The 2,979-nt window shown below is 61.1% G+C and carries 2 protein-coding genes; both read right to left on the minus strand.

Annotation, left to right across the window (positions count from 1 at the left end):
* Window positions 1–348: 348 nt before the first annotated feature.
* Window positions 349–972 (minus strand): NF038129 family PEP-CTERM protein, encoded by a 624-nt coding sequence (locus AB4Z11_RS28105; protein ID WP_442029121.1) that lies wholly within the window; start codon window positions 970–972, stop codon window positions 349–351.
* Between the two features lie 11 nt (window positions 973–983).
* A partial coding sequence (locus AB4Z11_RS28110) for an ExeM/NucH family extracellular endonuclease (protein WP_442029122.1) occupies window positions 984–2,979 on the minus strand: 1,996 nt, incomplete at its 5' end.

A 2,979-nucleotide genomic window follows, 5' to 3' on the forward strand; every position in this document is an offset into this window, starting at 1 on the left:
ATGCACGCCAGCTGCGGCAAATGCACGCCAGCTGCGGCAAGGCGCTCTCGGCATCGGGCACGGCGCGCGCCTCGAAGCCCGCCTGGCCGAGGTTCAGCGCCAGTAGTTGCTGGGCGCCGGGATCGCTGTCGATGATGAGAATATGAATGGACATAGCTGCATCTGCGCAGTGAGTTGGCGCAAATATGCCCGATATTGCAATGTTCGCACTAATACAATTTTGTTTAAGTATTAATATCGAATCCAAATAAATGGCCGGTATCGCTCTGCCCGCCACAAAAGAAAAAGCACCTGAACCGCTTTCGCAGCTCAGGTGCCCTTGAGCGCCTGTGGCGCAGATGCGTCAGATCAGGCGCGCTTGCGGCGTACGAAGCCCAGCATGCCCAGACCCAGCATCGCCATCGCGATGGACGATGGTTCCGGCACGGCAGCGGAAGGCGCGTCCGTAACGGATGCGCTGTCGTCCAGCACATTGCCCACCACGCCAGCTGCGGCGTTCGGGTCGATCTTGGTCCAGTCCAGGGTCAGCAGCACCGTATCAGCCAGACTGCCAACCGGGTTGCCCAACGAGTCCATGGCCTGCACCGAGAAGCGCGAAGTTGCAGTGTCGATGGCATCGCCGGCGAAAGTCAGGTTGAAGCTGAACATGCCGCCAAAGGTCGCCGCATACAGCAAGTCGTTCAAGCCCGCCGTGTTGACGAACTTGAAGTCGTTGCCGATCTGGGTCACGTCGCCCATTGGCGAGAACTGGCTCATATCGAAGCCGTTCAGCTGGCTCATGGTGGCGGTCGCCACGGGTTCGCCCATCCCGGCGCCGTTGAACTGGAAGTCCAGGTAGCCATCGGTGCCAAAGGAAGCGGTGTTGACCTTGACGGTCAGCATCACGTCCGCCATGGCGGCGTTAGYACTCAGTACCAGGCTCAGGGCCAGGGCCGCGCGGCCCAGCAGTTGTTTGAAAGTCGTTGCGAACATGTTTTATTCCCTTAGAAGTTACCGCTGAAAACTTTGAGCGTATAGCTGATGGCGCCCAGCGATGGATCGTTGAATTGCAGTGGAACGGTCACAGTGCCGCCGGCGGATACCAGGCCGTTAGGCACGGTGATCACAGGGTTGCCGTTGTCGGTGCCGGTCGCATTCGCCAGGGTCACGCCTGGGGTCAGGGACTGGAACTCCAGCTGCAGTGGGCCGGCCACGGCTGCGTCGCCATTGTTCGTCAGCTGCACGCTGCTGGTTGCTTTCTTGGTGATGCGGTTGAACACATAGCCGGTGGTGACAGTCTTCAGCTGGCCGGTCACGTCGGTGTACGGCGCTTGCAGGTCCAGGCTCACTACCACAGGATCGTGGTCGGAAGCGCGGTAAGGCAGCGGGGTGTACAAGTCTTGCGGCTTGCCATCCAGGTTGTAGTCGATCACGGTCGGCTCGTCTGCGTTCAGGTGYCATTCCGCGGCGCCCACCACTTGCGACTTCAGTGCGCCACTGGCCAGTGCGTGGTCCAGATAGCCGCTGGTGCCGTCGAAGATGAAGGAGTGCGGGATTTCAACCGGACGCACGAAGCGCTCCAGTTGGTTCTCGAAGCCCTGGTTGGTGATGATGGCGATTGGATCTTCCATGCCGTAGGCGTTGAAGTCACCGATCAGCAGTACATCAGGATCGCTGGCAGCGGCCACCACTTGCGGCACGAAGCTGCTTACCAAGCGGGTAGCCTGCTGCATACGGGTGGCGTTCCAGCAGCTCTGGTAGTCGCCGTTATCCGCATCCGCACCGCTGCCGCTTGGGCAGGAGCCCTTGGACTTCAGGTGATTCACCACCAGGGAGAACTTGGCGCCGTTGGCAGCCTGGAAGGTCTGCGCCATTGGCGGACGGTTGTTGATCGCGTCAGCATCGGACATCGAGCTGCCCACCAGGGTCAGCTTGGATGGCTTGTAGATCATCGCCACGCGGATCGCGTCAGTGCCTGTTGCAGCCGGCTTCGGTACTACCTGATAGACCGGTGCGCCGATGGCCACGTTCAGGCTGTCGACCAGATACTGCACGGTGGTGTCGCCGTTGTTCTGGATTTCCATCAGGCCGTAGACGTCGGCGTCGATGGCCTTCAGTTCAGCCACGATCTTGTCGCGCTGGCGGGTGAACTCGGCGAGGCTGTCCGCGCCGCGGCAGTTGCTCTTCGAGTTGGATGCGCCCAGCTGGCAGCCCTGGCCGGTCTGGCCAAACACGTTGTTACCGTTGGTGAAGGTGGTGAAGAAGTTCAGCACGTTGGCGCTTGCCACTTTCACATTACCCTGTGGCAGAACCGGTGCGCCTTCACGTGGGTTATCACGCGAGAACATTGGTGCTTCGGTCGGCTGGATCTTGAATGCGGCACCGCCGCCGCCGATCGCGCCGTAGTCCACCACGCCGGTCAGACCCTGGATCGAATCGCCCACACGCACGGTGTTGTCCTGACCGATGTAAGGAATCACGGTCGGGGTGACGAAGATGCCGTCATCCAGCACGATGGTGTCGGCTTCGTTGGCAGCATTCAGCGCAGTCGCTTGTGCGCTGCGTGCCGGGAAGCGGTTGGTCGGCTGTTCGTGACGGCTGGAGCCCAGCGTCAGTTCGCCGCGCGTGCCCAGGAATTCGGACTGGTTCACCACCAGCGGATTCACGAAGTGCACCAGCATCCCTTCCAGCGCCGGCAGGTTGGCGCCCTGCAGGGTGATGTTGGTCGCTGCCACGCTGTTACCGCTGCTCAGGCTAACGATAGTGGTCGCGTCTTTCAGTTCGGTGTAGGAACGGTTTGCGCCGCTTGGGGTGAACTCGCTCACGGTGGCGGTGATGCGCACCTGGTCGCCCACGTTCACGCTGCTTGGGGTGCTGCCCATGTAGACGAAGACCGCGTCGGACGTGCTCGGATCGTTGTCGCCGTTCTTATCCTGCAGGAAGAAGCCGGTGCCCACTTTGGCAGTCACGATACCTTCGGTGGTCTGCACGGTATTGGCG

Source organism: Pseudoduganella sp. RAF53_2 (assembly GCF_052113985.1).
GTDB lineage: Bacteria > Pseudomonadota > Gammaproteobacteria > Burkholderiales > Burkholderiaceae_D > Rugamonas.